The following is a 25,696-nucleotide window of genomic DNA, read 5'->3' as shown; positions in this document are numbered from 1 at the left end:
GTGGCAAAAAATAACTCCATTTTGTATACGCTCACTTTCCATATCTTATACATTTACTTGATACTCTTATATTACCGGGGCAACAGAAATAAGTCACGATACTCTCGATAAGACATTTTTACGTTAGATTCTATTTCTGCTTGTCACTTATCTAACCCGATCCTCTATTTAAAATTTCGAATCAAAAAAGTACCCGTGTGAGAAACTTTCATGATTGTTTAAACATTCACGTTTGTTTTTCACACAGGTACCTTTTTTCAAAAATACACACCATACAGCTAGTTGCAGTAAGATGCGTATCTTTACATTCATCTATTTTCATATAGCTCAATAAACTCTTCGCCTTTTTTAGATATTGTACTACCAGCTCTACCTTTTCGAACAATCAATAATCCTAGTCTGTTTAGAACATCCATACGTAGTCTGAGTTGTTGATCAGTTAATGCTTTTTCTTTTAGTACTAATATCTCTTTCAAAGTTTTTCTCCCAAATGACTTTTGTCTCTCTTTACCTTCTTTAAAGATTTTTAGTAATTCTATGCTTTCTTCTAAGAATCCATGTGTCTCAATCTCGCTGATTATATAGTTTACATCTATTACATGCGTAGTATTTTGTTTTTGGCCTTTAAAGAAGAGAGGTAACGATTTTGTATCTATTGTATTCGTATTCAGACAAACACAATAAGAAACTACATTGTATAATTCTCTAACATTTCCTGGCCAATCATATCTTGTAAATGCCTCTAATACATCTGGTGAAAAGACTAAAGACTCTTTTTTGAAATGTGTTTTGAAGTTATTTATTAATAAGCCTATATCTTCTTTCCTCTCACGTAGAGGGGGTATTTGTACACGATAGGAAGAGATGTGTGAATAAATTTCCATTCGAATCTGTTCTCTTTCAACAAGTTCTAGTAAGTTTACAACGGTGGAAGTAATAATTCGTAAGTTAGGTAACGGATTCAGAAATAACTCCGCCAATCTTCCTTGCAAGCTATACGGTAATTGGTCAATATTTTTAATAAACAGCGTACCGCCTTCCATTTGATTTAGTCTTTCAACAAATAATTCACGCTTGATCGATTCAGGTTCTTTATCTGAACAATTATATACCGACATAGGAAAGGCCGAAAACACCGACTCATTATGAATCATTTCTGCCCACATTCTCTTACCCGTACCTACCTCGCCTTCTATATGCATATAATGATTAGTCTTGGCCATTTTCCTTGTCAAATCTCTTGCGTTATTCATAGATGATGAATGTGTGTAGAAATTTTCAAAAGTTCGTCCATAGTTTTGACTATCTGTATTTTCATTACGAATTTCAGGTGGTCGCTCAGATAAATATACAAGTGCTTTAATATACAATTGCATTAAGAGTGAGTCTTCAATTAATAGTTCAAACTTCCTTTTGATTTTTAACAATGTATCAATTGAAATAACACGTGGTCCTATATCTATAAGAACTGGAAAACCTAGAGGAACTAACTTCTGTTCTCCAGGAGTGACGACCAAATGTATGTTTTCAGGTATTCTTTTGTCAGTCAAAAATGGATAATAATTATGCTGGGGTACGATATCCCTCAACGACTTTACTGTTTCCATAGTGTCCGTATCATTGTCGTTTATAACTAATATATTTCTGTTTTCATCTAGCGCCAACATTTCCCTTAAATTCACTACATTAATCATGCGCTCTGCAATAATACACATACACGATGGAGGCACAAATGGGCGGACCAATTCTTGAATGGCCGCCCCTGATAATAAAACTGTATCTGTAGAATGAATAGACGCTGCATGTAACTCTTTTAGCGAAATGACTTGTATTTCAATTAACTCTTTGAATATGTAGATCAATTGCTTATGCATATAAGAGAGGTTTTCTTCTTGGATTCCTATTAACACTAATCTGCCCATCATACGTTTTTTCACGTCCTACTATCTATTTCTCTACATCCAACCTTCTTACAATATAGCATGATTAACGTACTTATCCAATATGACCTTGTAATTTATTGTATCTTTTCCAGCGTACTTTCAGTCATTCTAACTGCCTTAAGTAATGAATAATTTATTCGATTGATTGTTCGTTGCATTTCATTCTTTAACATAAAGTATTTAGGTGTATCTTTCTCACAACTAGTAAATTCATTAATTTTATTCAAGCTCGGTACAACTACTGGATTAACTGCTAAGTCGTGATCAAAAATGTCGCCTTTGACATAATTTAACGGAACGAGCGTGTGTGACAAATTCTGAATTGCATCATTGATTAGTGCCAACTGATCTTTACGCAAATTCTTATTTTCTGCAAACTCATATAGTTTCTTTACTGCTCCTACTAAATTTTCTGCCCGCTCTAACGTTAGAGTAAGTTTAACAGCACCGCCAGCTGTTTCTTCATAGTGCTGTAGTGCTTCTTTCACTTCATTAATTGCTTTTTGCTGGTTAATAGGAATGATTTGACTAGTAGCGAATTTGTATACTAAATCTACGTAAATCTGACAATCACGTTTTAAATTCGCAGGATCAATTTTATCTATTGTATCCTCGGTGCTGTGCCACCACCAACCATAACCACCCGACTTCCCTCCCCCAAACATTTCACCAAACGCTTTTGCTGCTGGAGTAGTTCCTGGCGGCTGTTCGGATAAGCCCATAAGAAGTGAAGGCATACCCATCCCCCAGAATGACTGATCACCTGCACGACTATATCGAGTTCCAACAAATGTTTGTTCAGCTATCTTTTGTACAGATTCTCTGACAGCCTCTTTTGTTTCTTCCATACAATTTGCTTCAGTTAATACTGTAGCACCTTTAGCTCCGACAGAATCAATATTAATATGAACCATACCGTTTTCATGTAAGTCTTCCCAATGATGATCTGCATACCAAGTTGATGAAGCATATCTACCATGAGAATGACCTGACCAAAAAGCAAAGCGAACTGAACGCACTAGTTTATCCTGGTGCATGGACATAATTCTTGCCACTTCAATCATTGTTGCATTGGCAGTTCCATTGTCCATTGCCCCATAATGCCAAGAATCAATGTGTCCACTAAATAGAACAAACTTATCCGTATCCGCTTTAATTTCCGCTGTAAGTATTGGGATCTTTCTCCACCCAGTGTCTACAGTCGTTCTCAATGTAACTTCTTCGGCATCTTTAGAATTGGCTATAGCCTTAAGTTCTTCACCGACAGAAATCGTAACAGAAGCTACTGGAAGACTTGGAAGAAGAGATACTGTTTCAGTCGTTGGACTGCCCCATACAGACGAAACGATCATTTCATGTGTATACTCTGCATTGATGAAGATGGCTCCCGCCGCACCATTTTTTTGCGCCCATTCAACGGACGGCCCTGTAGCTAAACCTTCCAAAAGAACAATTTTCGATTGAATATCTACATCGGAATTTTCTTTTGTCTCGATATAGACCATTTCTCCACTACAACCTTCTTCGCCCGTAGTGGCACCCATTGCGTGAGTAATACAGTTGAATTGTTTTCCTTGTGCATGTAGTTCAGCCTTGACCGGCAAACTTATGAATGCGTCGCATAGTTCAAGAACAGGTTGTAAACCAAACTCTTTTAATTTCATTTCTACATACTGAAATGCACGTAGCTCTTCTTCAGATCCAGATAGTCGAACTTCTTTTGCAATATTTTTCGTATATTCCATTAAAAAATCTGCATTTACTTCTTCAAGTATAGTGGCTTGATTCATAGATTTTCACTTCTCCCTACTTTATTTTCCTAATTCTATTAGCATAAGTGCAAGAAGAGCGCTCCGCACAGGCATTTTCGAAATAAGTAAATGTTCATTTGCAGCATGTGCTCCATTTCCTACAGGACCCATTCCGTCCAATGTAGGCGCAAACTGAGATGCGTAACTACCATCACTGCCTCCACCACTTAGTTGTTCTTTTAATTCGAACCCTAAATAATCTGCAGCAAGTTGCTTAGCATTTTCGAATAGCATACCAATTTCTTCTGTCTTTTCCATTACTGGACGATTAATACCCCCAGTAACTTCTATGCTAATACCTTCTCTACTTGGCGTCAGATTTTTAATTAAAGGAATAATACGATCAAATTCGTTATCTTTCGTAACACGTAAATCGATTTCAGCCTCTGACTTGGCCGCTACGACATTCGAAGATGATCCTCCTGATATTAGACCTACATTAACAGTCGTACCTTTTTCAAGATCCGTCAAGCTATGAAGATATAGGATAACCTTTGCTAGCTCTTTGATAGAACTAATACCTTTTTCAGGTTCAATCCCAGCATGTGCTGCCTTTCCAGTGACTACAACATTGAAGATTCCTACACCTTTTCTAGCTGTTTTATACATTCCTTCCAAGTCGCCTGAAGATTCCAAAACAAATACATATTTACTTTTCTTCGCTTCTTCTTCGATTAAATGTCTTGAGGAGACGCTTCCGATCTCCTCGTCAGAAACTAGAAATAGTACTACTTTTTTATTTAGCTTATAATCTAATTCTTGTAGTGCATGAAGTGCAAAAATACCTTGCACAATGCCGCCCTTCATATCAAAAGTACCTGGACCATAAGCTTTATCTCCATCGACTTTGAACGGCATCTTTTCAAGTGTTCCTTCTGGCCAAACCGTATCCATATGACCTAGTAACAAGATTTGTTCTTCACCTTCGCCTACTTCTATTCTTACTTGATTTCCATATTTCTTATTATCAATAGAAGTAACTTTTGCCTTGATAAAGCTATTTATTATTTCCTCAGTTTTTTCACCAAAATGATCTACAAGTTGTTTATTATCTGATGGTGTTTCCATTTCAACCATCGTTTTTAACATATCTAGCATCTCATCATTTTTACCTTGCAAATATTTCACAACATCTTCCATATATAACACACCTTCATTTATATTCTACTTTTATTTTATATCATCAAAAAACGGTCGAAGTGAATCTTCAGGAACTGGCTTAGTAAAGAGACTGATCACGATCATAAGAATTGTAGAAACCAATACGCCAGGTATAACTTCATTCATCCCAAATGGTTTATCGAGTATAAACCACATAACGACTGTGATCACTCCGCCAGCCATTGACCATAATGCAGCTGTACCTGTTGCCCTTTTCCAATTCAGACCTATAACGACTGTTGCAAAGAAGAAACTGGCCACCATAGATGCCTGAATCAACACAATAAACTGCACCATATCAAATGGCTTTAATGCAAAGCCGAGTGGAATTAATGATAGGACGACAATCGCTATTTTGTGTATGAACATTTTCTGCTTGTCTGTAGCCTGTCTATTGATAGTGCCGTAAATATCATGTGAAACTGCAGATGCAGATACTATCATAATCCCTGAAACAGTACTCATTATGGATGCCAATATTGCGACCATGAACAACGCACCAATGACAGGTGGTAGTAGATCAAGCGCCATGATGGACGATGCAGTATCTGGATTACCGATTACTGGATAAATTGTACGAATTCCAACCGCCACTAAGCCAATTGAAACTGCAATAACTGCTTGGAAGATGAATGAAAAACCGATTGCTAAACGAACAGTTTTTTCGTCTTTCAACGTATACATACGAGCCAGCTCATAAGGCGCAATAGCCATTGATAAACCAAAAGCTAACCCGAAACCAAGCAAATCTTTAAAACTCCAATACCATCCGGTCAAGTCAGGATTAAATTCTGTGATAAATTGACCAACAGTTGAAAATCCACCGGCTTGTGAATATAAAATAGGAATGGCTACTAGGAAACACCCTCCCATGATGATGGCCTGGAAAAAGTCACTGTAAGCAGTGGCTTTCATACCACCTTTCAATGTATAAATCATGGTGATCCCAATAGTTATGACAGCACCCCAAATCATTGGTAATCCGAATAGCGTATTCATTAAGATTCCGCCCGCTACGTACTGAGCAATTAAATACACACTATAAGCTACAACTATTAGAACTGCTGATACAATCTTTGCTGTTTTACTGTTATAACGTTTTTCTATATAATCAGGTACTGTTACACCGTTAAACTTTTGGAATTTAGGAGCAACCCAGATTGCTGATACAATCCAGCCAGCCCATAAACCAGGCCAGTACCATAGATAGCTAAAACCTGTTAAATATAAAACGCCAATAGTTCCAATAAATGTTCCGGCACTTAGCTGAGTAGCTGCAAGGGCAGCACCGCCAATTACAGGTCCGATTGAACGTCCAGCAACTAAGTGATCTTCACTAGTTTTATTACCCCTACCTGTTAAAAACCCTATTGTTAATGTAACTAAAAAATATCCAGCTACTACATAGTAGAAAACCTTACTAATTTCAACCATCTATTTCCCTCCATTTCTATACTTTTGTAGCAGCCAAAGAAAATACGCTGAAACGAATACAATCGAATAAATAACAATTCCCCAAAAACTAACACCCATCAGCTATTCCTCCTCTTTGACTTTTTGATTTCCACTAATCCCCATGAAACTAATAGTACAAGTAAAGCGAAAATAGCAATAAACGAAATGATATTATACGAATGTAGATAGACGGTTTCTTCTGAAAATACATAGGCAACCTTTGAAGGAATATTCGTCATATGCTTCTCTACATGATTTTTTCCACCTTCTATAATATTAGGAAACGAATTCTTTTGTATCTCCATACCTTCAGGTGCTGTAAAGGAAATGACAATATTACGTTCAACATCACTAGTAGCAAAATCTGGCACAAATAAAGGAACATCAAAATGATGATCCACCCTCGGAATTTTATACTCAATCGTATAGGCAACGCTTCCTTGTTCAACGTTGTTAAGTGACAGAAAATATTTATCCAAGCGTTCACCAGTTTCAATACTAGGTGAAACATCCCCTTCTGTTGTGTTAAACGACACTTCAGAAACTTGATTATCAGTTATCTTTGATAGTAAATGTCCTACCTCAAGCGATTCTCCTTGTATATTAGATATTTCAATTTGTTCTGTTACAACATACTGACCATCCTCTGTTTCTATATCGATCACTGCCTTGTTTAAAACAGGAAGTGTTTCTTCAGCAAATGCTTTATGATTCATTGAAAGCATTAATGCTAGAAGGATCATTGAGTATAATAACTTTTTCATTACTTTCCTCCTCGTCATAATTGTTAGAATAATTTGTATTATATTATGCTTTCCAAACAATTACAACCCATTTCAACCAATTAAATCGATTATTTTCCCAAGCACAAAAAAGCAGAATGTAAAAATAACCGATTTAAGCCTAAACAATTATGTTTAGGCTCAGATCGGTTGTTCTAAAACAATGAAGGTAGCTACTGTGCGTCTGACAATCATGAACGTTTGACGCACAGCGGGCATCTTATTAAAGTAAGTTTTGTTTACCTGTGCATCACACAATTCAGGCACTATTCTGAATTGTTCTAGAGTTGTGTGATGCACAGGTAACGCTTTTTTATGCATTCCTTAGACCATCGACTTTGTTTAACGCAACGAATTTTGAAAACTATATCAATGAACTAGGCGTGGCCAAGAAACCGGATATAGAAATATACATACCACCGCTTCTTGATTTTAGTAGTGGTGAGAGGTAAAGAATAGTTCGAATGGTAATAGAGCTATCAAGTTCACACTGAACTTAGCGAAAGGTACATGAGCGTGAAGCATTCCTGATTGTTTCACACCGACACGTTACTTTGCTTCGTCTACTACTTTCACTGTATCTACCACTCCACTACTTTACTTTCTTGCTGGCGTGGCGTTATACTTCTTCCGCACCTGCTGCAAGTGCGCTTTCCTGATCAACTTCTTTTCTTCTTTCGGAAGATCTGCAAGCTGATCTAGGTTACTGATTATGCTGTTCAACTGATTGTTAGTGAGCCGTGGTCTATCATCTTGCTTGATTGCTTTCACCAATCCACGATAATGGACAACATCAGCTGACCGAAACGGTTCTTTAAATTTAAATTCGACATCGTTAGAGAAGGCGATGATGGAGCATACAGGCAGGTTAGGCAAGTTCAGACGGCTTTTGAGCGCTTCAATATGACCGTAGTTCTGCCGTATAGGATTGTAGAATTTCTGTTTGTTTTTATAGATGACCTGCGTCCAGTATTTCTGACTTTCACTGCCGAAGATCCATCCTTTATAGTGCTTTGTTTCGATGACGTGCAGGCCATATTTAGAGACAACAACATGGTCAATCTGCGTCAATCCATACTGTGCGTCCTCGACGTAGAGATCATGATAAGCCCGGTACTCTTCGCCTAGTTTTTTGAGCCGTTTCTGCACGATTCGCTCACCGACAGCACCTCGCCATTTCGGCAATTGCAACTGAACGACGGTGATAAGAACCACCATAGCAACGAGGAACCAGAAGGCTTTCAATTTTAGGATATATAATAGTGTGGCAAAAAATAACTCCATTTTGTATACGCTCACTTTCCGCAACTAATCGATTTACTTAATAATCTTATATTATCGAAACATCAGAAATAAATCACGATACTTTCGATAAAACACTTTTACGTTGGATTCTATTTCTACTTGGCACTTATCCAAATCAATCCCTATATAAATTTCGAATCAAAATAGTATCTATTTGAGAAACTTTCATGATTATTCAAACATTCACGTTTGTTTTTCGCGCAGGTATCTAATTTTAAAAAGCACCACCTTAAATGGATACACAAATTTTATCGAGAAAGTGCTGCGTTTAATAAGAGTTATTAATGGGAGCTTTACTGCTATTTGTTGTTGGTGGACACTTCCGGCACTTAGTTGGAAGTATTCCGTAGAATCTGGCACAAAATGTTGTGAATTGTAAACAGCTATACTTTTAGCTTCTATTTCATCTATTCGGCTATCCGAATTGTGTGGAAGTTGTACCGAGACCTGGTCGTCCCTCAATTTCATTCGGTCGCTCTATCTGATGTCTTGCTTGAGCTGTCGTCATATTATGGTCTTGTTTGCGTTGAAACTCATTTAGTTTATTCATAGAGAAGGTCAATCAGTTTCCGAATAATTATATCTTTTTTAAGCTGCGATACAGGTGAATCCATGGTAACTTCATTTGCCCTCAAAGCTAATTGATGTACATAGGATTCAATATCCAAGTTAGTTTCATAGATGATTTCTTTGACCCTCCATTTGAATAAAACTACTATCCGCTCATTGGTAATAAGATATTTATATGCAGCCTTATCTAACTTTAGTATCAAGAATTCTAAAATACCTTTTTGCAAATATGTTTTTTCCTCGATAAATCGTAAAAACTCTATTTCTGTTATCTCGAACAGCGGATTCATATAAAATAGTCTAAAGTCGTTTTCGTTAAACAAGACTATAGGATTTGATGATTTACTTATATGTCTCGACACTGCCATGATGTGCTCTTTGAAAAAATCTTCCTTTAGCAATACTGAATTCTTTACCATCTCTTTTAGAAATACAACTCTCCAGTCCGACCATTGCTGTTTAATAGTAGCGTGTTCTTGATTCGAAAAGTCCGGGTAACGATCATGAATTTCATTAAAAATATATTTAAACATTAGAATTTTGGCATATGAAAAGTAGTCCCAATCTATGCATGATTGAATCAACCGAACATCTGTCGAATGAGTTTCCAAGTTTTTAAAAATCCACTCAATCAAATTGGGAGTAATTTTATGTTTAATATTACTATTTTCGATTTTCCAAAGTACAAAATCCTTCACTTCAGGATCACTTATTCTCTTATTATCGTTCCAATTATCCAACAAAGGACGGAAAAACAATACATATTGCTGTTTCTTTATATAATCAGTTTCAGTTGGATACAAAAGGATATAAAAAACAAGTGCCACCTTTTGCTCGTAGTCTAAAACATCCATTAATAATTCTATTTGCACTCTATTATTTTCACTAAATTCCAACTCAAGTATATATTGGTATATGGCATTCTTTATACTAAGTTCATTAGATTTATGAAAAACAAAATGACTTGTATGACTTCCCTCTTTTCCAAGGAAATCTTTGGAACAGTCTAGTAACTTCCAGATGTACTGATTCTTACTTTGATTCAATAACTTCAGATGACTTTGACCTTCATTATCTAATTCTTCAATATTTATACTCCAAGCATATTTGGTTTCCATGTAACGGTGTAAGGCTAGCAAATCAGCATTTGACTGAACTTGATCCCAAATAATATGTGGAACACCATAGTATCTACACTCTTTAAAATGATTTTGTCTATTCGAATATAGCTCGACAATTTCAGCAATTATTTTACTTTGATCGTCTTTAGCAACCAATTTAACTTCATTGAAAAGAACTTCTTCAGTTATTCGATATATCGAAAGCAAATCGTCAAAACTAAAACCAAGATCCTCCAACTTCTCGTCTCTATATAAGTTTGAAAACATTCTATAGAGATGAAAATGTCCATACTTAATTTTTTGGCTTTTCTGCTTATGAATCTTTACATTTTGTTTATCACTAAAAGATCCTAAGGTACCTCTCAATATTTTAATGAACATTTCTTTTCTTTCCGAACCCTCTATAGACATCGTGTCCTGAAATAATACCTTCATAAATAGATCATTTTTATTTTGATAAGAGTCATTAAATAATTCTTCGTAATCCTCAAGTTTCTCTATTTCAATTAACCATTTTACAGGTAATTCATGATTCTTTTGCATAGCAAAAAAGCGTCTCATGATAACCAAACTTTTGGTAAACAGAAAAATATAGAGCACATATATAATTGTTAAACATACTTCCCATAGCGCAAGTGCAAAACTCTCATATTTTGCAATCAATTTAAAAACTTGCCAATTCGTTAACGGAAAAATAGCAATATAAAACAAAACAACTTTAAAGAAACGCGAATGAAAAATGATGAATTCTATATTCTCGGATAGGAGGACTTCTGTTGTACTTTTCCCCCAGTATTTATCATTATTCTTTTGGTCGGCATAACCAATCGCAAATTGAATAAACGCATATAAAATTCCGTAAACTGTAAGTATAGCCATAACTAAATTTAAATGATAATCCTTGTCGCCTATGTCTATAACGTTGTTTTTTTCCTGTAGATTAGCCAAGAAAACTATTGTACTTATTACTAGCAAGATTCCCAATCCAAAAACACTTTTTTTAATAGGTTTAATTTTCCAAAACCTTGTTTGCTTTATTCCATTTTTCACTCTGAACAAAGTTCGGTTAATCATTCCAGATATAAAAAACCAAAAAATCACCATTATTAATAAATAAATACTATTATTATTTAAAATTAAATCAACCAACGAATCCACCTCCTAAGTATTCACAAATATAAAATTGTCATTTGTGAATGAAAATTTTATGATTTTCTTAACATTTTGTAGCTCACACAAGTACCCAGTCAATTCATTTCATCTTGCTGCTTCAGCATATATTCCTCGCGTATTTGAGAAAGGGGTTTTCCGGTCTCTTTATGAACAGCAAATACATACGTCTGAATACTGGACCAACCGAATAATTCTTTTAACCATCTTTGCATAGATAGTTCTTCCCCATTAATCTCTACATTTCCATTAGACAGAAGTATCCCTTCATCTTCTAATCCCTTAGCAACGATGATATCCCCAGCCTGAACTACTCCCCATTCGAGCATATCGTTAATTTTGGGTAATGTTCTTCTAGTTATGCCTTTTTTCTTTGCAGAACTTTTTGTGCGATTATCAAAGAAATCAACGTAATAATCTTTATGTATGCTAACAGGTAAAACTTTTTCTATTTATATATATACTTCGTCTTTTATCTTATATGGAATCATTTTGTAACAAGAAATATTAACAGTATAACTATTAAGCCAGGCAACTGCTGAAAGAGTTTGTTCATCAAAATCGGAAGCAACCAGAATAATTTCCTGGCTTTGGTTAAAATTACTTTCCGCACCGTTTGTTTTTAAAAACTCCATTAACTTTCGATTACCAAGCTCTACACTCGTTAAAAAACCACTTTCAAATTCCCCACGGTATCTCTCGATGTACGGAGCGTAAATCTTATTCACTAAATCCTCTGGGTCTTCAATCGTCGCATAACCCGCTGCATACCGTATGGCTTGAAATTCAAAAGCTTCTTTTCGGCTTTCAATATCTTTTCTATCTCTTTTAATCTCAATCAATACGATATTTCCTTTATTGTCTACTGCAGTAAGATCACTTATTCCATGTTGAGCATTTCGAACTTGCCTACCGACAATTAGCATCGACTCTTCTTCATCACAAATCATATCAATATTTTTTCGCAGCAACTCTTCAATATCACTCTCTTTGTAATTAATTTCCGAAAATGTCGTGGCTTCTATTTTTACTGCCTTTCCACTGGATACATTGTACATACTATTCACTCCCCTCAACTAGATTAACTATTTCCCTTAAAATTAAAGATGCTTATATAAAGTGGATAATACCTGCGCATGAAACCTTCATGTTTATTTCTCACACATGTATCTTGCTTTGTGTGTAAATCCGTTACCCTTTCTTGAATGTCAAATAAGCGGTCATAATAATATTTATTTATAGCGAAAAAACACAGTTGATTAATTCTTTATTCCTCAATAGAATAAAATTACGAATATAAATGACTTAAAACTAAATCTATAACTTCGTCATATGTTTTAATCATAATGTTTCTATAATCATTTTCTAACATTCTCCAATCTGAGGTATCTAACATCCACCTTCTTCCCATTACCAAAATTCTTTTTGGATAATAAACTTTTATTCCATGCTTTTCTTCTGCGAAGTCTCTATTTTTAGGGTCTTCAAAGTAATACTCATAGTTTCTTGTTTGACTAACATATGAATGAATCTCCGCACTGAAGGTTTCTCTATTCTCACGTCCTACTATACTGTTTATATTTTTTAAGTTAGGCAACTTAAATTCTACAATGTCCGAATACCCATTTGACCCTTCAATGAAAAAATCTGGTCTAATCGCTTTACGTTCTTCTGATTGCCATTCTAATTCACATTCGGTAAATATGCTTTTACCCATAAAGGCCATTTTTAAAATAAACTGATTGTTAGGTTCAGCAAGAAAGGAAGTTATTTGAGTTTCACTAGTTTCTTTAGAACTAATCAATTCAACGAAGCGATTTAAACTAAACCACTTTTTTTCTCTAAATCCCGCAGGACGTGGGTATTGAAAATGGACATCCTGTATTATGGTACCAGTAAGATCCGGCCACAAGTAAATTTTAAAATTCTCTACTTCCGCATCCACATCTTCTATTTGTAAAGGGAACAAATCTAACCACTTTATATTTCTCGTAACTAATCCAGATCTATTAGTTCCATAAAAAAAACCATTAACTATTCTATGAACCATACCTTTCTGTAGTACGAATCCTCCTGAATTGAAACCTATTATCATTGATTGACCAGCTAAATTCCAACCATTTTCAAACATAATATCCACTGCTTCATTAGTAGGTTTAACTAAATCTTCACTATACTCAGGCAATGGGAACTTCGGGCCTGTTTGTTTACTATAATCAACACCTAAAATATTTGTTAATAGATCATCATCTTTTGAGTAATCAAAAACTTCAACCTCAACTTTATGTTTTGAACTAATATCTGTAGAATTAAAATTCCCTATATATTCGACACCCCAATGAGTTTTCCCTATGTAAAATATTACCTTCTTGGGATTCAAAAGAAATGTTGTGAAATTCTTTTTTAAATTAGGCTTGAGTTGCAGATAATTCCACAGTTTCCCCCAATAATTTTCCATAAGTACTTTTACGAATAAACTAGAACATTCCTCTAATGTTAATGGTTCCTTTTCTGCCATCTTCTCATCCCCTTTTTAAAAATTGAAACGGACTGCTATTAATTTAAGATACCTGCGCATAAACCAAACGTGATTGTTTAAACATTCACGTTTGTTTCTCACACAGGTACCTTATTTAATTCTCCTTAAACAGCTTTTATCGAACTACGCTAACCGACAATTCCTCTTAAACAATCCTCATATTTATTATGATTCAGATTAATAAAAATCTTGTCTTTTGGACGCGTGATAGCGACGTAATGATTTTGCTCTTGAAATACATTACTAAAATAAAAAGACTTAGCATCAACAAATACGAAATCGAAATCTAATCCTTTTGATTTATGGATGGTCATGATTTGTTTATGTGGTTTTTCTTTACAAAACTGAACTTTCCACTTCTCTTCCATGCAATCTTGAAATCTATCCTTTTCACTAATGCTAAATTGCCTTTCAACTAGATTGCTGTAGCAATCTAACGCATCTGCCACTTCTTCACTTTCTAAAAGCTGTGTAATATTATCTATTATTCCTTGATGCCTTTGAAGTGTTTGAACACCAATTTCATTAAATAAATCAAAGCTATTGTAGTTATTACCGTCATGATAAAGTAATAGTAGTGGAAGTAAAACATCATGATTCGGATATTCAGTGGATAGCGGTGGATCCTCCATATAAGTAAATCCATAATCACTTTCAAGTTTTTCTATTGTTCTATGGAAGTTTCTTGGTGAATTAACCAAATAAACAACTGTCGCATCACTTGCTATATTTTGCAACTCCTGGCTAATAAATTTTGGCCAGTCAATATGCTTGTTTATAGAAACTCCACTTTCAATATCTATTTGAGAAATAGATTCACCTAAGAAATAGCTTGTATATTTAATAATCGCCAAATTGGATCGAAAATTATGAATCAGGTTATAGGAAGTAAATCCTTCATTAGACAAGGATTTGAACAACTCAGGATCAGCACCTCTAAAACCAAATATAGCTTGTTTAATATCGCCTACAATAAACAAGGAAATATTCAATTCATCCTTCAAATACATAAAGAATTCGTGCATTTCTGGCCCTGAATCTTGATATTCATCTAAAAACATGGCAGGATATTTCACTTTAATATATTTTCTTGCATTTTTAGATCTTTTTAATACGTTTAATGCTAGCTGAAATGTGAAATCTTTCTTCATCTGTATATATGATCCCATAACTCGCTTATCTTGTAGCTGCTCAATGCCAAGTTTCCAACACGAAAACTTATATTCGCTGGAAAACTCTTGTCGAAATTCCTCTCCTTTTGGAAATTCTTTTCCATAGGCTTCCCTTAAGAATGGACGTATAATTTCCGCTAAAACAAATCCATTATTTGTAGAGACCTCTAGTCGATTTTCTTCTATATTCTTAGTCGACTTATATTCAATGATTTTATCACGTATTTGTTGTGTAGCGAATCTTGTAAAGGTAATCATCGCGACTTTTTGATAATGTTTAAATTCACTACATTTAATATATTTCAGGGCTTTATCAACCATAATCGTAGTTTTACCCGTACCCGCACTTGCATCAACTAAAATATTAGGATCACCAGACTCTAAAATTTTTTCTCTTTCTTCCGCATCAATACACATTAGTTTGCATTCCCTCCTTGCACTAAAATTTGTAAACATATAAATAAATTATGCGCATAAATAACATTTACTACTTCCTGATTAAATGCTGTGGAATTAACAAAACTGTTCATATTAAACTTTTTAGATTCTTTTAGATGATTTTTTAACTCAATTGGTTTCATACCAAACTTTTCATAAAACACATCGTTTAAGTGGCAACCTTGAACTTTTTTAAGTACCTCAATTAAATCATCTTCCAATTCTATTTTAGACAAAAAAATATTATTTTCCTTAAATATTCTTATGACATTTGAATGATTTAAAAATAAATTCCCCATCATTGTCTCTTTTTTTTGCTTTCCAATTCTAATAACTGGTTCCAATTGTAATGCATCTTTCTTATTATTTTTTCGTTGATACTGAGTATCTAACACTGAGATTACTGCCGAGGGGAGTAAATTTAAACAACGATTAATGCCTGTAGAGTGATATTTATTTTCTCTTCGTGTACTTTGCAAATCATTGTCTGTTTTAACGACTGTCTTAATGCCTAATTCGCGCAATATATCTATGTATTCTTTAAATCCTATGCCACCAACGTCTAAGATTGATACCCTCTCTAAATCCGTATATTTAATTGTTCCTGCTTCCGCTAATTTTTCTAACGTGGCTTCAAATAAAATCTCTTCTGAAGGTCCTTCGACGAGTAAAACCCTATCAGAAAAAAGTGCCTGAGATAATAATCGATTAAATTTTTTACGACTAGTACCATAATCAGATGGTACATTATAAAATAAAGAATGGCCTTGTACTAGGTTATCTTCTTTAAAAATACGAATTAACTCCACATCATCCATGTAGGTCAACATATCTACTGAGTGAGTCGTCGTAAAAATATAATTGTACATTCCTTCTATAAACAGGTGACGCGAAATTGCTTGCTGCATCGAAGGGTGTAAACTATTTTCCACTTCTTCAATTAAATATAAGTATATTTTTTTCCCCTTTCCTTTTTCATTCTCTAGTTCATGCAAATATCTGATGAGAGCATACGCCAATAACTTCCTTCTTCCGTCGCCTGAGGTAGGATATAGTCTATCTAATTGCCCCTTGTTTGGATCGGAAGCCCCATCCTCAACTATTTGTTTGATGTACGGAACTAAATGATTAAAGGTTCCATTTATTTCGATTTCCGATTTTAATTCGATTTGAATTTCTTCATCCCGTATCCCACGATAATTGGTAGTCAATTTTTCGCCTATTTCTAGCACACGACTATTCAGACTAATTTTTTCATTTAATAGACTAATTGCGCTTATGATGTCATCATGATTGTTTGATTCGGTTCCTTGATATAAAATTGAACGACTTTTTCTGTAAATATCACTAGGATCGACGTTCGGGTCTATATAAACGGTTTCAAAAATCTTATCTATCGAAGTGAAATTTCCCTTTTGCTGAATTGGATGCATTTCATCTAGATGTCCACCCCAACTTAAAATGGGATTTCCAGTACGCTCCTCTATAGAATATTCACCACAAAGCTGAATATATACAATTTGTTTACCATCTATTTCTTCTGAAAAAGAAGTAGCCTCTCTCATTTCTGACCGTAAAAAATTAGAGTCTTCATCATCACCCAGTTCTATCGAAACTGTTATTACGATAGGTTCGTCGACATTATGTCTAAAATAATCTGATTCCGCAAAATCAAATCTTCGAATCTTTGAATCAAACATATAACGTAATGCATATAAAAAATTAGTTTTTCCAAAATCATTTCTTCCAAAAACAATATTTTTATTATCAACTTCAATATTTACTTCACTAAAATTCCTAAAGTTTTTAATTGATATATGCTTAAATCGCATAATTCCCACCCCGTGTTTTCTAATTAATTATTACTTTCGAAAAACTTTACATATAAAAATGCCAGGCACTAAAATATATTTAATACCTGGCATTTTTAAGCCCTTAATCCTGCATAGACCTCTTTTATCATCTCTTCTATCAAAAACTTCCGTTGTTCTTCATTAGTGTCTGTACATGATACTTACCTAAAGAAGTATCTAAGTAAAATATTGGATTCGATAAAATGAAACTCAATGAATAAATGTAAATAACAATTGTATATAATTCATCTCACGATTTAAACTTCGATTTAATCTGCGGAACAACCTTTACGAGATATGGTGTCAATGCAAAGTTATGCATAAGTTGATTAGGTCCTTGTTTTTTCGTTGCAGCTGAAAAATCCAAACTACCAATCAAGTCATCAATAAAAGGAATGTCTTGTGGTGAAGTTGTTGAATAAGCATCAATAGACTTTTCAAAAATCTTACCGTTTATACCCCACTCATCAGCAACTTCGTAAATCAGTACTCTCTTCTTATTATTTTTCCAATCTTCAAATGCCTGATCGAAATTGATGTCACTAGACACGTTTCCAGTTTGTAATTCTTCCACCACAAACTCTTTTAGTAATTGCGCTTGTTCATGTTCACCGAAGTTACTCAACTCTTCGATTTCTTGATGGATGATGCGTAACGTTTCTGCATCGACCGTTTGAATACCATTTGTTGAGGTTGCTTTAGATCCAATGAGGTTCAGAATATGATTGGCATCAATGATCTGTGAACCTGCAAGTTTCGTTCTGCCTACTAAAGCAGGAGCTTTATCGCTCGGTAACTCTTCTCCCTCTTCAAAGGTTAAGTTCCGGTAAGCACCGGTATATTGAAGCCACGTACGTTCATCTATTCCAAATGCTACATCATCCCATGCATATTCATAATACTGCTCTACTAAGTTAAATTGTGCAGCAGCTTCTTTGTACACTTGTATGAACTGTTTCTTATGCTCCTCATACGGTTCAATGGATTGCCAGTCCGTCGGATCAGGTAACGTATTCACCATCTCGATAAATGCAAGTTTTAATCTCTCGACTGCTGTTCTGTAAGGCTCAACAATTGCTTTACTACTCGTTCCACCGCTACCGTAAAGTTTCAATGCGATATTGACCATTTCTTCAGTGATTTTAGGATACTGGAAATTAATTACCGTCCCGAATTCTTTCGTTGAACCATAGACACGATTCGTTCTGGAATATGCTTGAATCAATCCATGCAATTCGAGTGAACGGTCAACGTACAGTGTGTTGAGCAACTTGGAGTCATACCCTGTTAGTAATTGATCGGCTACGATGACAAGGTCAATATTTTTAGGGTTACGTCCACTTCCCCCTCTTGTCGCCCGTTCAATTACATCTTCAAAGTAGGCGTCTTCTCCGCGCTTTTTGTCGCCAGCGATAAACTCAATTCCAGTGAACGCACCGTATTCTTTAAACATGTTTTCAATGACGGCAGGGTCTACACGTTCCGTCTCATCCTCACTGCCGAAACTAAATGTCATAGCTATATTTAGTTGAATATTTCTTTCGACCATTTGCTTTTTAAATTCTTTGAAATAAGCAAGCACACGTTTTTTATACGCGACTGTTAAAATGGCATTAAATTCTCGATTTTGAGACTGTGTGTCCCATTGCGTTAATATTTCGTCGACAACTTTCGGAATATGTGTCTCATCGTAGTAAACGAATAGCCCTGCTTTTTTCGCTACTTTTTCAATTTCTAAGTCCGATAGTTGTTGCATTTCTCGTTCTAACTTCTTTATTTCTATTTCTGGATTCTGGTTCTGAAATAATTCAATAAGCTGGTCTCTCAGGTCTTCATAACTTTTAAATTCACCAGTATTAATGTAATCGACATGGAAGCCTAAAACGTTCCTGTCTGCAATCGCCTCATCAATCGTATACTGATGGATGAGGGGACCAAATAGTTTTTCAGTCGTATCAATCAGTTCACTTTTTTCGTTTATCTTTCCCTTCGCTTGGTTTTCATCAAACAAAGGAGTGCCTGTATAACCGAAGAATAAACTGTTGTTTCTAAAATACTGTTTAATGGTTCCCATCATTTGACCCATCGTTGTACGATGCGCTTCATCAATAATAAAAACGATGCGCTTATCAGCGAGACGTGTATCGTTTGCTTCCATTAAATCTTTCACTAAATTACTTAGTTTATAGGTCGTCGTTACAACAATGCCATTATTCGGTGAATGCAAGATTTTACGCAACTCATATGTATGCTTTGTATCATCTACAGAAACGGATTCATACGCAGCATAGGCTTTAAAGTTCTCACTCGTACGACTGTCCAACTCACGCCGATCGACGAGAAAAACTACCTTATCAAAGCCTGCTCGCGTAGAGAGAAAGAGAGCAGTTTTAAAGCTCGTAATTGTTTTCCCAGAACCTGTCGTATGCCATACAAAGCCACCGTGTGGGATCCGGTCTTCATTATCCCAACCAAACGCTGCCGCCTCGACTGCTTGTAGAGCATGAACTTGATAGGAACGCATCAGCATATGTCGACGATTGTCTTCCTCTCTTGCTTCATCAATCACTAAGTAATCCCCGACCATTTGATGCGCCATAGGAATCATTAAAAATTGGCTAATAACTTCTTCCCAGTTATTCACAGGAATATTGTCTTTATCTGCCCAGTGGAAGAGGAAACTCGGATTGAAATCATGCACCGTTTTAGGCGTCGCAAAATAACGCGTCGCAACTTCAGAAGTCACGACCATCATTTGTGAAAATGCCATGAAATTCAACGTATATTCCCCCGCTTGGTAGTAACGTTTGAACTGGCTATACGCTTCATCAAAGGTTTTATCAGCCCGTTTTTGTTCAATATTAATTAGCGGTAAGCCATTGATGAGTAAAACGAGGTCAAAGCGATTGCCATTAGGTGTCGTGACTTCTCTTGCGATCGTATAACTAGAGTCTCCACCACTAACTTGTGCTTTTTTAAAAATGGTTAGTGTGATTTGTTCTCTAGTAATGCGAGGGTCTGGATCACGATAAATCCCGTCAATCTTGCCTTTAGACCCTTCCATCGCTAATAATTTTGCTGCTTCAAAACTATTGGCGATTTGGTTCACTTGTGCCATCACTTGATTAAATTCATTATCTGTTAACGGTACACTTTCTAATTGATCGACATTGATCCGATTCAATTCACTACGCCAATGATTGATCAAATCTTGTGTTGTGACTTTTCGTTTCGTTCCATCGAGTTCTTCAGGAGATTTCCATTTGAAGCGTAGTAACTTCTCCACAAAACGATCTTGAAAGCTTGCTTCTGAAACATTCTTTGGTACATTACTCATTAGAATACCCCCTTAGACAAACATTTCTTCTAAGTATGCTTGTTTCATTGCTTTTAGCTTATTTAGTTTTTTCCGTTGGTTTGCAATAGATTCGTCTAGTTTTTTGAAGAAGTTACCAATTAAGTGCTGTTCTTCTTTACTAGGGAATAGCTCTTGAAATTTAGAAAACTTTGAAATCCAATGACGTTCATGACTATGAGGTGAATAATTAATATTTTTTAAAGCGTAAAATATAAAATACAAATTGTTGTCCAATGAATTTAAATCTAAAATTTTCATCGCTGAGCTTTTCACTTTAAAAGGGAATTCAACGAAATGAAGGCTTGTAGTAAAATCATCGAAGATAATGACCGGGTTTTCTGAGCTAGCTTTTTTTATTCCATTTACTTCATTTGTGTAGCCCAAAATAAAGCTTTGACCCGCTGTCAAAACAGGGATATTAAATTTATCGCTGTACGATGCTACCTCAACAATATATTTTGTAGGCTGTTCATATTTTAATACATCCCCGAACTGTTGATACTTCCATTCACCAGTAAACCCCGCAAACCTTCTTTTCGGTACTCGTTCACCTTTAGCAGGGAACATTTCAGCAAGATAAGCAGATTTCAAAGCTTTTGTTTTTTCTAATTTGCGCTGATGAAGGGTGATGAGGTTGTCGAGATTCTTAAAAAAGACACCTATTTTCTTTTGTTCTTCTATTGAAGGTAATTTAATTATTGTATCCCTTATTTGTTCTAAGCTTAACTGTGGCATTGATAAACCTGTTTTTACTTTTTGATATTTCTTCTGCATTTCGTCAATAGATAAGTATTGATACACAAAATATGAATAAGTATCTTTTGATATTCTAACTTTCGCCATGTGCTGATTGATGTTAGCCTTTTCAATGCTTTTAGGCACTATTCCTACCTTTCCAATATCACCAGTAATTGCAATCAGAATATCATTACAATTTATTTCAGAGCGAATTAATGTTGCATTTGCTTCCTCTGAAATATATGAATACTTCCCAAATACAAATCTATTATCTTTTATGGAGTCATTTCTAAAAAATGGGATCCCTTCTTCTTCCCAATTAAAACCGTATGTTGTAGGTGTGGCCCCTTTTGTAATGAAGTCTGAAATGCCCCCCAACCTGCGCTGTTCCCAAGCATCAGCATTTTGAAATTCTTCAAACCTTCTTCTCGGCACTAACTTCTTTTCCTTCAAAACTCAGTCACCACCAATTCCTGCATCATCTCTTCTAATTCTTGCTCTAACTGCTTACTTTCTACTTCTAGTGTAGATAACGTTTCAGAATAACGCTTTTGTAGTTGTTCTAGCACTGCCAGTTCTTCTGTTAAAGGATTTTCAATTAAACGCATAATCTTAGATACGATTGACCCGAACCACTTTTCATGCATTAGGTCGTCAATTTCTTTGTTCGTCAATGTTTCAATGCGGTTTTCTGTTACATCTTTTAATTCCTGATTTAATTTCTTCACGTCACGATTTAAGGTTGTCTTTTCATTTAGCAAGTTTTCTACTTTTTTTAACAACGTGTGATCTGTACTTCCTTTATCTGCTTCCTTTAATAGTGAGCGTATCGCGCCTATTGTGAAAGCATCTTCTTTGTCATTCAATGCTTCACTTAACGCAACTTCTTCATCACTTTCTCCCACTTTGGCTGCTTCGACTAATTCAGTTAATTCAGCATCGATTTCAGGAAGTCTTGTTTCTATTTCTTCTATAGTAGAAACTTCTTTTGCAAATAATTGTTTCTTAATCAATTCAGTCGGGACGATACTGCCTATCCAACCATCTTGCTCTTCCCTCTTTGTTTTCCCAGAACCTTTTGTGACCATTAACGGTACACGTGTACGACCAGCTGTATAGAAGTCAGTTAACGCGATAATCTCGGTATCTTCTGTGAGCTTATCTTTCCAGATTTCTGCAATGATTTGATAACCATCGTATTCATCAATATGATTGAACGCTAACAAAAGTTCTTTAATCTCCACTAACATCGCATCACGTAGTTCAGGGATTGCATTCACATCATCGATTGTTTTCAATAATGCCCAATACTTGTCCATATACGTTTTTAATTGTTGTTCGACTGCTTTTGACTTTTGAATGACATGGTCATCAGTCAATACTTTTTTCGTTAGCTCATCCACAGATTCTGTGAGTTCAACGTATCCACTACGCACTTCTTTCAATGCTTGTTTAATAATCGTTGGGACAGATTCTTGTAGTACTTTTAAATCTGCTATGTTTGCATATGGAATACCTCCGTAAAGATGAGCATCGACATCTTGGGGGATTTCTTCATCAATCGATTCAATATATCTAGGAATATTTAAGTTGTATTCATTTTCAATAATTTCATCTCTCGTTGCTAAGTGACTATAGCCAGCTTCTTCTCTACGTGTCGCGTATGTATCTACAATTCGTGCAATGTCTTTTTCTTGTAGAACGTTTTGCTTTCCTTCTTTTACAAACGTTTTAGAAGCGTCGATTAGTAATACAGGAGTGCCAAGTGGACGACCTTTCTTCAAAATAAGGACGGTTACAGGAATTCCTGTATTCGTAAATAATTTGTCAGGAAGACCGATGATGGTATCAATGTAGTTTTTCTCCAATAAGCGTTTACGTATTTCTCCTTCTGCGCCGCCTCTAAACAATACGCCGTGTGGCAAGACAATTGCCATCGTTCCCTGTTGCCCCAAATGGAATAAGCCGTGTAATAGAAAGGCAAAATCCCCTTTTGAATCCGGTGGTAACACGCCTGCTACTTCAAAACGTGGATCGCTCACCTTTAAATTCGATTTATTCCAGTTCTTCACGGAGTAAGGTGGATTCATTACAACCGCATCGAATTGGACACCTTCGTTTGGACGCTGTGGATCTTCTGGCCAGTCTTCCGCAAGTGTGTCACCATTATTCATATTCATTTTTTCAGGACGTACACCGTGAAGAAGTAAGTTCATTCTCGTTAAGTTATACGTTGCAGTATTTTTCTCTTGTCCGTAATACGCTAAGCTTTTCTTCTCATCTTCTGATAAATACTTGCTCACAGTTAAAAGAAGAGAACCTGAACCTACCGTCGGGTCATAGATTGTTTCAATGGACTTGGTTTTCGCAACGATTTGCGCCATGACTTCACTCACTTGGGATGGTGTATAGAACTCTCCGGCTTTCTTCCCGGATTCCATCGCAAATTGGCCAATTAAATATTCATAGGCGTCCCCTAATACGTCTCCTTTTTGCAAGGTAACCATATTGAGATCAGCAAAGAGTAATACGAGTTCTTTTATGTTCTTACTACGTTCATTTAAGTTGCTGCCTAAAGCTGTATCTGTCAGGTCCAGTGATGAACTGGAGAACAGTCCTTTGAAATCATCTGAGTCACCTGTCACTGCAATTGTCCGTTCAAAGTGATTCAAGCTATCTGTAACTTTTTGAACTTCAAATTCACCTGAACGGATATCATGAATCCACGTTTGGTATAAGTGTTCTGGTAATACGTAGTAACCAAGAACGCTAGACATCATCTCTATAAGAGGTTCAGGATATTGTGCGTAGCTTTCACGATACGCATCAATTACTTCTTGTTCGGTATTTTGTTTCATCCCACTTGTGACTCTAAATGTATCAATGGTTTTATCACTTAGGAATTTATAAAACATTAACCCCAACATATAATCTTTATATCGACTGGCATCCATTGATCCACGTAACTCATTGGCACCGTCCCATAGTCTTCTTTTAATTTCTTCTGATGTAATCACTTTGATGTCCTCCCTATATCGATAGCCAAAATTCGCTATTGTATATGTCTTTATCTTACTATAATCATATCATCTAAAAGCTTTTAACAATATAGCGTGTTTTGAAACATGAACGTTTGCTTTCAAACATATGTTTTATACCATTAATTCCAATCCCTCATCCATCTATCCTGTATAGTTAAACTAAACTCAATAACCTACACATCTAATAAAATACAAACTGGAGGCGACAAACTGTGAAAAAAATCATTCTAACAACCGAAAGCGGTGCCGATCTACCTGACTTTCTAGCAAAGAAACACTACATCCATGTAGTACCCATGCACGTCATCATGGATGGCCAGGACTATTTAGACGGTTATCTACCTGTACAAGATATCTTTGATTTTTACGAACGTACTAAAAAAATACCATCCACCGCCGCCACAAACACTCATGAATACCAAGAGTTTTTCAAAAAGATTCGAACAGATTTTCCTGATCATACAATCTTTCATATAGGCTACACATCAAAAGCGTCTGTTTCCTATCAAAATGCGTTAACAGCTGCGAAAGATTTTGAGGATATTTATTTAATCGATACATTAAACGTTACAGGCGGATTAACTGCGGTGATTATGTATGCGGTTACTCTGCTCGAAGAAGAACCTGAAATGGATCCTGTCCACTTGCTAGAAAAAATCGAAGCAAAGGTTCCAAAAGCAAGACTTGCCTTCCTTCCGGGTAGCTTAGATTTTTTACGGGCTGGCGGACGAGTCAGTAATATGGCGTATCTAGGCGGGGCTTTGTTAAAAATCAAACCGTGTATTGAATTAGTAGAAGGTAAGCTTGTTTCGACTAAAAAATATCGTGGGAACATGAGCAAAGTGGCTAAAAGTTTACTGCTAGACTATTTACAGCAATATGACATCGATAGACAACAAATCTATTTTATATACTCAATTGGCCTTAGTGAGACTATCAAAGAACGGATCAATGAAATTGCACTAGAAAGAGGATTTGAAAATAGTCTTTGGATTGAAGCGGGTGCTATGATTTCGTCACATTCTGGCCCTGGAGGATTTGGGATTGCAGGGATAGAGGTTTAATATCAAAAAGAGGCTGGGACATAACTAGCCAGAAGTGAGCCAAAAAAGGGTTCGATCATCGGTTTTTGATGATCGAACCCTTTTTGTATAGAAATCCTTGTATGATTTCCTATATGTTTACCTCCCTGGCAGTGTACTTTCTCAAGTTCACTGCCAGTAAACCGAAGGCTAATTC

General features: G+C 35.7%; 17 protein-coding genes. 1 reads left to right on the top strand and 16 read right to left on the bottom strand.

Annotation, left to right across the window (positions count from 1 at the left end; translation table 11 throughout):
- Positions 1 to 308: 308 nt before the first annotated feature.
- The 16 genes from CSV63_RS15910 to CSV63_RS15840 form a co-directional block, all read right to left on the bottom strand.
- On the bottom strand, positions 309 to 1,937 hold the full coding sequence (locus tag CSV63_RS15910; RefSeq protein ID WP_143565419.1) for an AAA-type ATPase lid domain-containing protein: 1,629 nt from the start codon (positions 1,935 to 1,937) through the stop codon (positions 309 to 311).
- Between the two features lie 80 nt (positions 1,938 to 2,017).
- Positions 2,018 to 3,733, bottom strand: coding sequence for a M28 family metallopeptidase (locus tag CSV63_RS15905; protein WP_099696689.1), 1,716 nt, complete (start codon positions 3,731 to 3,733; stop codon positions 2,018 to 2,020).
- Positions 3,734 to 3,754: 21 nt separating this feature from the next.
- On the bottom strand, positions 3,755 to 4,894 hold the full coding sequence (locus CSV63_RS15900) for a M20 family metallopeptidase (protein ID WP_099696688.1): 1,140 nt from the start codon (positions 4,892 to 4,894) through the stop codon (positions 3,755 to 3,757).
- A 30-nt stretch (positions 4,895 to 4,924) separates the two neighbouring features.
- On the bottom strand, positions 4,925 to 6,349 hold the full coding sequence (locus CSV63_RS15895) for a sodium:solute symporter family protein (protein WP_099696687.1): 1,425 nt from the start codon (positions 6,347 to 6,349) through the stop codon (positions 4,925 to 4,927).
- A gap of 98 nt (positions 6,350 to 6,447) precedes the next feature.
- Complete coding sequence (locus CSV63_RS15890) at positions 6,448 to 7,134, bottom strand: hypothetical protein (RefSeq protein WP_099696686.1); 687 nt, start codon at positions 7,132 to 7,134, stop codon at positions 6,448 to 6,450.
- A gap of 615 nt (positions 7,135 to 7,749) precedes the next feature.
- Entirely contained in the window at positions 7,750 to 8,436 is a 687-nt protein-coding gene (locus tag CSV63_RS15885) for a nuclease-related domain-containing protein (protein WP_099696685.1), read from the bottom strand.
- Positions 8,437 to 8,872: 436 nt separating this feature from the next.
- On the bottom strand, positions 8,873 to 9,007 hold the full coding sequence (locus tag CSV63_RS16955; RefSeq protein WP_255408953.1) for a hypothetical protein: 135 nt from the start codon (positions 9,005 to 9,007) through the stop codon (positions 8,873 to 8,875).
- The gene (locus tag CSV63_RS15875; protein ID WP_099696683.1) at positions 9,000 to 11,297 is read right to left on the bottom strand and encodes a hypothetical protein; all 2,298 of its coding nucleotides are present in this window, start codon (positions 11,295 to 11,297) and stop codon (positions 9,000 to 9,002) included. The genes CSV63_RS16955 and CSV63_RS15875 overlap by 8 nt, the downstream gene beginning before the upstream one ends.
- Before the next feature lie 98 nt (positions 11,298 to 11,395).
- Complete coding sequence (locus CSV63_RS17050) at positions 11,396 to 11,533, bottom strand: hypothetical protein (RefSeq protein ID WP_369823874.1); 138 nt, start codon at positions 11,531 to 11,533, stop codon at positions 11,396 to 11,398.
- Positions 11,534 to 11,770: 237 nt separating this feature from the next.
- Positions 11,771 to 12,376: a PDDEXK family nuclease gene (locus CSV63_RS16850; protein WP_233192177.1), complete on the bottom strand. Its 606-nt coding sequence runs from the start codon at positions 12,374 to 12,376 to the stop codon at positions 11,771 to 11,773.
- Between the two features lie 230 nt (positions 12,377 to 12,606).
- Positions 12,607 to 13,836, bottom strand: coding sequence for a Shedu anti-phage system protein SduA domain-containing protein (locus tag CSV63_RS15865; RefSeq protein WP_099696682.1), 1,230 nt, complete (start codon positions 13,834 to 13,836; stop codon positions 12,607 to 12,609).
- 149 nt (positions 13,837 to 13,985) lie between these two features.
- On the bottom strand, positions 13,986 to 15,446 hold the full coding sequence (locus tag CSV63_RS15860) for a UvrD-helicase domain-containing protein (protein WP_158233983.1): 1,461 nt from the start codon (positions 15,444 to 15,446) through the stop codon (positions 13,986 to 13,988).
- Complete coding sequence (locus tag CSV63_RS15855; RefSeq protein WP_099696680.1) at positions 15,446 to 17,299, bottom strand: ATP-dependent nuclease; 1,854 nt, start codon at positions 17,297 to 17,299, stop codon at positions 15,446 to 15,448. The genes CSV63_RS15860 and CSV63_RS15855 overlap by 1 nt, the downstream gene beginning before the upstream one ends.
- Positions 17,300 to 17,570: 271 nt before the next feature.
- Positions 17,571 to 20,657, bottom strand: a complete 3,087-nt coding sequence (locus tag CSV63_RS15850) for a type I restriction endonuclease subunit R (RefSeq protein ID WP_099696679.1) — start codon at positions 20,655 to 20,657, stop codon at positions 17,571 to 17,573.
- 12 nt (positions 20,658 to 20,669) lie between these two features.
- Positions 20,670 to 21,869: a restriction endonuclease subunit S gene (locus CSV63_RS15845; protein WP_099696678.1), complete on the bottom strand. Its 1,200-nt coding sequence runs from the start codon at positions 21,867 to 21,869 to the stop codon at positions 20,670 to 20,672.
- Entirely contained in the window at positions 21,866 to 24,433 is a 2,568-nt protein-coding gene (locus CSV63_RS15840) for a type I restriction-modification system subunit M (protein WP_099696677.1), read from the bottom strand. Before CSV63_RS15840 ends, CSV63_RS15845 begins: the two co-directional genes overlap by 4 nt.
- A 236-nt stretch (positions 24,434 to 24,669) precedes the next feature.
- Here CSV63_RS15840 and CSV63_RS15835 point away from each other — a divergent pair, with 236 nt between their 5' ends.
- Entirely contained in the window at positions 24,670 to 25,521 is an 852-nt protein-coding gene (locus tag CSV63_RS15835) for a DegV family protein (RefSeq protein WP_099696676.1), read from the top strand.
- Positions 25,522 to 25,696: the final 175 nt, after the last annotated feature.

Origin of the sequence: Sporosarcina sp. P34 (assembly GCF_002743375.1) — a bacterium.
Lineage (GTDB): Bacteria > Bacillota > Bacilli > Bacillales_A > Planococcaceae > Sporosarcina.
Note: the sequence above shows the minus strand (reverse complement) of the source record. Positions and strands in the feature narration are given on the sequence as shown.